Raw genomic sequence first — 8,202 nt, forward strand, 5'->3', positions numbered from 1 at the left:
AGCTGTATGTCATCTATGGCCTGCTCTGCCTGATTGGCGAATGGCTGGTCATGCGTGTCGCCCAGAGTGCCAACGCCTACCTGGGCGGCGGACAGACCCAACAGGTCACACGCCATGCCCGCAATCTGGCGCGCTGGATGATTGTCCCCTGGGTGCCAGTCATTGTGGTTTGGGAAAGCCTGGGACCGTCGCTGATGTACTACCTGTTTCTCGGGGTACTGCTGGTGGCCATTTACTGGGGGCTGGGGAGGCTACTGGCCTTGCGACACCAGGACTATCTGGTGTGTCTGCAGACACTGATGCCCTCACGGATAGACCCGCTGATTGCCCGCCTGCTCGAACCCGCCCTGTTCTGGCTGTTCGCGCCGTTGCTGCTGCCGGTTGCCCTGATCAGCTTCCTGGTGGGCTTTGTGGACCGGGTGCTGGCTGACTTCGACTGGTACATGCGGCTCAAGGCCCGCTGGTTTCGTTTCCGCGCCACGGTGGCCACCGATGAAGACGAGACCGATAACGGTGGGCAAACGGAAGCCCCCTCCTACGAGCGCTGGTTTGCCTCGGCCCTGCCGGACGATGCGAGCAAAACCCCGTTTATCGATACCGGGCTGGTGGCGGCCATGGAGAAAAGCATCCAGCGCTGGCATGAAGGCAAAACCGATGAAAACGCGCTGGTCGTCGCCGGCGAAAAAGGCTGTGGCAAAAGCGTGTCACTGGGCAAGCTCGACAAGGTGCTCGAAAAAAGCTGCCAGGCTCTGCAAACCCTGCACCTGAAAGTGCCTGCGAAAACCTGCACACCGGAAGCCATCCACCAGTTGATTGGCGATGCCCTGGGTACGGATCTGGTCAACGACGGGCCTGCCGCACTGGTCAAGGAAGATGAACACCGCCAACCCACGCTGGTGGTACTGGATGAAGCGCAGAATTTCTTCCTGGCGCAGTTGGGCGGGCTGGAAGGCTGGCGCACCGTGCTGAATCTGGTCAACGCACGGGTGGACAACGTGTTCTGGCTGTTGCTGATCAATAACCAGAGCTGGGCTTACCTGTGCAACGTATTCGGCCGCGAATACCAGTTCCGTAATGTGATCCGGGTAAAACGCTGGGGACAGACCGATATCCGTTCGCTGATTCTCAGCCGCAACCACCTGAGTGGCTTCCAGCTACGTTACGACGAAGTCTTGCTCTCTTCCCGGGGACCGGAAGCCGGCAACCTGCGCAATGCGGAGCAGCGTTATTTCAGCCTGCTTTGGGATGCCAGCCGGGGCAACCCCATGGTCGCGCTACGGTTGTTTTTAACCTCGGTGAAAGTGAAAGGTCGACAGGTCACTGTTGGCTTGCCCAACGCCCCCTCGGCCAGCATTCTCGATGGCATGGGCGACAACTCCCTGTTTGTTTATGCCGCCATTGCCACCCACGAAAACCTGACCAGCCACGAAATCAGCGCCGTGACACACCTGTCGGAAAACGTGGTGCGTTATGCCCTGAAGGGCGGTTTTGATGCGGGCTTTTTGCACAAGAGCGATGACGGCCGCTACCGGCTGGTGCCCCTGTGGTACCAGCAGGTGATCAGCTACCTGACACGGAAGAACCTGCTCAATGAATGATGGAAATATCGTCAACGACCTCACGGTGGTGGTAGAACTGTTCAACGTCTATGCGTTGATGCTGCTGTTTATCGGCGGCCTGGTGCTGTGGGCACTGAACTGGGGTATCAGCAAGGCCAGCCAGAAAATCACCGAGAAAATGCCTACCCGGCGTTTCCTGATTCTGCAGATCACCACCTTGATCGGCTTTGTTCTTTACACCGTCGGCGCCATCGCGCTGGTGATCGGGGTGCTGCAACCCCCCAAGGAGTTTATGCTCGCTGCCGGTGGCTCCATCGCGGTGGCATTGGGTTTTGCCCTGAAAGACATTGCCGCATCGCTGGTCGCCGGCCTGCTCCTGTTGTTCGACCGTCCGTTCCGGGTGGGTGACCGGGTGAGCTTCGATAATGTGTACGGGGAGATTGTCTCCATCGGCCTGCGCACCGTGCGCCTGCAAACCCTGGACGACAACCTGGTCACCATCCCCAATTCACGCTTTATCACCGACGTGGTGGCCTCCGGCAATGCCGGCGAACTGGACATGATGGTCGTTACAGACTTCCACATAGCCCTGGATGCCGATATCGAACAGGCCCAGGCCATCGTGGAGGAAATCATCGTCACCAGCCGTTACGCCTACCTGAAAAAACCGGTCACCTTTGCCATTGAAGAAATTGAAGTGGGCTACCGGCTAGCCATTCGCTTGCGCGCCAAGGCCTATGTGCTGGATGTGCATTACGAGAAAGCATTCCAGAGCGATATCGTGGTGCGGGTGTCCAAACGATTTTCTGAGGCGGACGTCAGACGGCCTGCTTAGCCATTGTCGCTGACGCCCCTTTCTGGTTAATTAGCGCTCTCCCAAAATCGTAATCTCTCCCAAGAAAAGGGCACCCATGGCGGCCAACACCACCAATCTGATCAACTTCGTCTTTGATATCGCCAACAAGCTACGTGGCCCTTATCTCCCGGCACAATATCGCAAGGTCATGCTCCCCATGACCGTGCTGCGCCGCCTGGATTGTATTCTCGCGCCTGGCAAAGAGGCTCTACTCAAGGAATACGACAAACTCCAGGCCAAGGGACTTGAAGGCAAGGCTCTACACAAAGCCCTGGCTCGCAAAGCCAGCAAGGATCGTAAACACCCGCTTTACAACATCAGCCCCTACACCTTCGAAAAGCTACTTGCGGACCCGGACAATATCGCCTCCAACCTGGTCAGCTATATCCACGGTTTTTCCAAACCCGCCCGCGAAATTTTCGAAGCCTTTGAGTTTGAATCCGAGATCGAGAAGCTGGACAAGGCCAACCGGCTCTACCTGATTATCCAGGAATTCACCCGACCGGAGGTGAACCTGCACCCCGCCCAGGTCAGCAACCACGACATGGGCTATGTCTTTGAAGAGCTGGTACGAAAGTTCAACGAACAGGCCAACCAGGAGGCAGGGGATCACTTCACCCCCCGTGAAGTCATCCAGCTAATGGCCCACCTGATCTACACTGGCGACGAGGAGCTCTATACCCCCGGCATCGCCCGTACCATTTACGACCCAACAGCCGGCACCGGTGGCATGCTCTCAGTATCCGAGGAATACATCACCGAGCAGAACCCTCAGGCTCATCTGGAGTTATTCGGACAAGAGTACAATGGCGAATCCTGGGCCATCTGTCGCTCAGACCTGCTGATCAAGGATGAACCCATCGACAACATTGCTTTCGGCGATACGCTGGGGGACGGCGTTACTGAAGACGGCCATCCGGATAAAACCTTCCACTATATGCTCGCCAACCCACCTTTTGGGGTGGAATGGAAGCCCCAGGAAAAATTCGTAAAAAAAGAACACAAACAACTGGGTTTCCATGGCCGCTTCGGCCCCGGTCTGCCCCGCATCAACGATGGTGCCACCCTGTTTCTGCTGCACATGCTCAGCAAAATGAAACCTGCCCCCGAACAGGGCGGAGAAGGCTCGAAGATCGCCGTCGTCTTCAACGGCTCCCCCCTGTTCAATGGCGAGCCAGGCCCAAGTGAAAGCAATATCCGCCGCTGGATCATCGAAAACGACTGGCTGGACGCCATCATCGCCCTGCCTGACCAGCTCTTCTACAACACCGGCATCTACACCTATATCTGGCTGGTCAGCAACCGCAAGCCGGCCCATCGCAAGGGCAAGGTGCAATTGATCGACGGCACCCGCCACTACCAGAAAATGCAAAAAAGTCTGGGCAACAAGCGCAACAAGCTCGGCGATCAACACATCGAGGAACTGACCCGTCTGTACGGCGACTTCAAAGACAGCGCTACCTGCAAAGTCGGCCTCAACGGTAAACGGGAAAAACGGATCTGCTCGAAAATCTTCGACAACCGGGACTTCGGCTACCTCAAGGTCATCGTGGAACGCCCCCTGCGCCTGAATTTCCAGTCCAGCGCCGAGCGCATCCAGCGCCTGTGGGAGGAAAAAGCCTTCCTCAATCTGGCCACCAGCAAAAAACGCAAAAACCAGGCAGAGCACGACCGGGAAGTTCAAGAAGGTGAAGCCACCCAGCAGCGCATCATCGCGCTGCTGAAAAAGCTCAGGAACACCCTCTATCAGGATCGCACCGAATTTGAAGACGTGCTCAACGCTGCCTTCAAGCGTGCCGACGAAAAACTGCCCGCCCCGATCAAAAAAGCCATCCTCAACGCACTGTCTGAACGTGACCCAGAGGCAGCAATTTGCGTCAACAGCAAGGGAGACATTGAACCGGACAGCGAACTGCGTGACACCGAGATCGTGCCGCTACCCGCCGATATCACCCTGCCGCTACCCATGGGCTACGACAAGGACGCTGACAACAGTGAACTGCTACCCCTGGTGCACGATCACTGCGAAGATTACCTGGCCAGGGAAGTGCTACCCTTCGTGGACGATGCCTGGATCGACCACAGCAAGACCAAGGTGGGCTACGAAATCCCCATCAACCGGCATTTCTACGTCTACGAGCCCCCGCGCGCCCTGGCAGAGATCGAAAGCGAAATACAAGGGCTGGAAAAGGACATTCTGGCCATGCTCAAGAAGGTGACCACATGAACCAGGGCGAGCTGATTCTCTACCACACGGACGATGGCAAGGCACAAATATTGCTGCGGGCCGAGGGGGATACCGTCTGGTTAACCCAAGCGGAAATCGCCACCCTGTTCGATACCAGCAAGCAGAATGTCAGCCTGCATATTCGTAACATATTGAATGACAAGGAGTTGCCGGAGGATTCAGTTGTCAAGGAATCCTTGACAACTGCCGCCGACGGCAAGAATTACCGGGTAAAATGGTACAGCCTGCCCCTGATTTTGGCCGTGGGCTACCGGGTGCGCTCCCCCCGGGGCACCCAATTCCGCCAGTGGGCCACCGCCCACCTGAACGAATACCTGGTCAAGGGCTTCGTCATGGACGACGAGCGCCTCAAGGAACCCGGCGGCCGGGACTACTTCGACGAGCTGCTGGCGCGCATCCGCGACATCCGCGCCTCGGAAAAGCGCTTCTACCAGAAGGTCCGTGACCTCTTCGCTCTATCCAGTGACTACCGAGCCGACGACCGTGATGCCCAGCTGTTCTTCGCCGAAGTGCAAAACAAGCTGCTCTACGCCGTCACCCAACACACCGCCGCCGAGCTGGTGGTCCAGCGCGCCAACCCGGATGAGCCCAACATGGCCCTGACCACCTGGAAAGGCCTGCGGGTACGCAAGACCGATGTGACCATCGCCAAGAACTACCTTAGCGCCAAGGAAGTAGACACCCTCAACCGGCTGGTGGTGATCTTCCTGGAACAGGCCGAGCTCCGCGCCCGGGACCGCAAGGACCTGACCCTGGACTACTGGCGCAATAACGTGGACAAGCTGCTGGACTTCAATGACCGCCCGATTCTGCAAGGCAGCGGCGAGATCAGCGCCAACCAGGCCCAGAAAATAGCCCATGAGCGTTACGCGCAGTTTGACAGCCAACGGCGGCAGGCAGAAGCGCGGGAGGCCGACGACGAGGATTTGCGGGAATTGGAGGCGTTGGAGAAGCAGATAAAGAAGGAGNGGAAAAAGTGAATCAGACCCTCAATGCAAGGAACGCCTGCCCCCTATCCACGGTGTTTTGGCCCGGCGAGCTGCCCAATGATTGGCGTGTGAAACGGCTGAAGTTTGCTGTCTCTCTTATCTCGGTAAAAAAACCGTATGGAGACTCGCAGCTTCCGTATATGGGATTGGAACACATTGAGCCTTGGACGGGCCGTTATATTGAAGAGGAAGATGCCTCTCCAGATGGCGTTGTCAGTTACTTTCAGCCAGGAGATGTATTATTCGGGAAACTCAGGCCTTATCTGGCCAAAGTACATCTGGCGCAGCATCACGGCGTGTGTTCCACAGAAGCCTTGGTTCTAAGGACATCTGAAGAGCTACTCCCTGAGTATTTGCGCTATTTCCTAGTTTCACCTGTCACGATAAAGAACATCAATTCCTCGACCTATGGCAGCAAAATGCCACGAGCAAGCTGGGATTTTATTGGCAACCAGCTTCAACCGCTCCCGCCACTGAAGCAACAACAAATAATCGCCCACTTCCTCGACAAGAAAACCGCCGAAATCGACAGCCTTATCGCCAAAAAACGACGTCTTCTGACGCTACTGGCCGAGAAACGCACTGTTCAGATTACCCAGGCCGTCACCAAGGGACTAAATCCCGATGTGGCGATGAAAGAGAGTGGCATTGAGTGGTTGGGAGAGATTCCGGCACATTGGGAGACATCTCGCATTAAATTCTTTGCTTCGGTAGGGAATGGCTCAACGCCTAGCAGGAAAAATGCAGATTATTGGGCTAACGGCAGTTTTCCTTGGCTGAATAGTGGCGTTGTTAACAAAGCTTCGGTCTCTGCATCAGATCAATTTGTCACACAATTAGCGTTGGACGATTGCCACCTTCCAATTATTAATCCACCAGCAGTTCTCATTGGTATCACCGGGCAGGGAAAAACCCGTGGCATGGCAACAAAGCTAGAGATCGAAGCAACAATCAACCAGCATTTAGTATTCGTAAAACCCTCTCCATCTACTTGTGACGTAGACTACCTCCATTCACTTTTTGAAATAGCCTATTTATACCTAAGAAACGAGAGTGATGGCGGAGGAAGCACGAAAGGAGCTATCACTTGCGGTCAAATTGAAAATTTGTCTATCCCACTACCTCCCATTTCCGAGCAGCTCACCATCACACAGGAGCTTCAAGCAGATCAAAATAAATTGATCGATGTGGCAACAAAAGTCGGGAAAGTTATAAAAAGACTCCAAGAATACCGCTCCGCCCTGATCACCAACGCCGTCACTGGCCAGATCAAGGTAAGCGGATCGCCATAACCAGACAAAACGCACCACACCGGGGAAGCCCATGCATCAGGAAATCTACTTCGAACAGGCCATGGAACAGTCGCTGCTGGAAAACGGCGGCTATGAAAAAGGTGATGCGGCTGACTTTGATCCGGCACTGGCGCTGTTTCCCGATGAAGTGCTGGCGTTTATCGAGACCAGCCAGCCCAAGCCCTGGCAGGCGCTGGTCAAGCTTCATGGGGACCGGGCCGGGCAGGTACTGCTCACCGCCCTGACCAAGGAGCTGGCCTCAAAAACCGCCTTGCATGTGCTGCGTCATGGCTTCAAGTGCTTCGGCAGGACGTTCCGACTGGCCTGGTTTGCCCCCAACAGCACCATGAACCCCCAGGCGGCGCAGCGGTATGCGAGCAACCGCCTGCGGGTCACCCGGCAGGTGCATTTCAGCGAAACACACCCGAAAAAGTCCCTGGACATGGTCTTGTCGGTCAATGGCCTGCCGGTGGTGACTCTGGAGCTGAAAAACCCCATGACCGGGCAGACCGCCGACCACGCCATGCACCAGTACCGCAACGACCGGGACCCGGCGGAGCCGGTTTTCCGCTTCAAGGAACGGGCGCTGGTGCACTTCGCTGTGGACCCTGACCAGGCCTTCATGACCACCCGCTTGAGCGGCGGCAAAACCTTCTTTCTGCCCTTCAACCGTGGCCACCATTTCGGCGCGGGCAACCCACCCGCCAGCGATGGTAATTACCGCACCGCCTACCTGTGGGAACAGGTACTCACCCGCGACAGCCTGATGGATATTCTGGCGCGCTTTCTCCATCTGGAAGTCAGCGAAACCCGGGTGGTCACCAAGCAGGGCGTAAAACGCCACAGGAAGGAAACCCTGATCTTCCCCCGCTACCACCAACTGGATGCCGTGCGAAAGCTGGTGGCCAGCGCCTGCGAACAGGGGCCAGGGCACAACTATCTGGTACAGCACTCTGCGGGCTCCGGCAAATCCAATTCCATTGCCTGGCTGGCCCACCGGCTTTCCAGCCTGCACGACGGCAACGACGAGAAAGTGTTCGATACCGTGGTGGTGATTACCGATCGGCGGGTTCTGGACCAGCAGCTCCAGAACACCATCCACCAGTTCGAGCACAAACAGGGGGTGGTACAGAAGATCGACGACAACACCCAGCAACTGGCCCAGGCGCTGGCCTCCGGCGTGCCGGTGATTATTTCCACCATTCAGAAGTTTCCCTTTATCACCCAGGCCATGGAAACCCTGGCCAACAAGGGCGAG

At 56.5% G+C, this 8,202-nt stretch carries 6 protein-coding genes; all 6 read left to right on the forward strand.

Annotated elements, in window-relative coordinates:
• The coding region (locus A3754_RS11000) for an AAA family ATPase (protein ID WP_156496953.1) at positions 1-1,598 on the forward strand (1,598 nt) is incomplete at its 5' end.
• A complete protein-coding gene (locus A3754_RS11005; RefSeq protein ID WP_063519715.1) occupies positions 1,591-2,394 on the forward strand; it encodes a mechanosensitive ion channel family protein in 804 nt (267 codons plus the stop codon). The genes A3754_RS11000 and A3754_RS11005, both read left to right, overlap by 8 nt.
• A 76-nt stretch (positions 2,395-2,470) precedes the next feature.
• The gene (locus A3754_RS11010; RefSeq protein WP_063519716.1) at positions 2,471-4,642 is read left to right on the forward strand and encodes a class I SAM-dependent DNA methyltransferase; all 2,172 of its coding nucleotides are present in this window, start codon (positions 2,471-2,473) and stop codon (positions 4,640-4,642) included.
• Positions 4,639-5,643 (forward strand): virulence RhuM family protein, encoded by a 1,005-nt coding sequence (locus A3754_RS11015; RefSeq protein ID WP_063519717.1) that lies wholly within the window; start codon positions 4,639-4,641, stop codon positions 5,641-5,643. The genes A3754_RS11010 and A3754_RS11015 overlap by 4 nt, the downstream gene beginning before the upstream one ends.
• Positions 5,640-6,944, forward strand: coding sequence for a restriction endonuclease subunit S (locus A3754_RS11020; RefSeq protein WP_063519718.1), 1,305 nt, complete (start codon positions 5,640-5,642; stop codon positions 6,942-6,944). Before A3754_RS11015 ends, A3754_RS11020 begins: the two co-directional genes overlap by 4 nt.
• Before the next feature lie 31 nt (positions 6,945-6,975).
• Positions 6,976-8,202: type I restriction endonuclease (locus A3754_RS11025; protein WP_197468624.1), on the forward strand; the 1,227-nt coding region annotated here is incomplete at its 3' end.

Source organism: Alcanivorax sp. HI0083 (assembly GCF_001635175.1).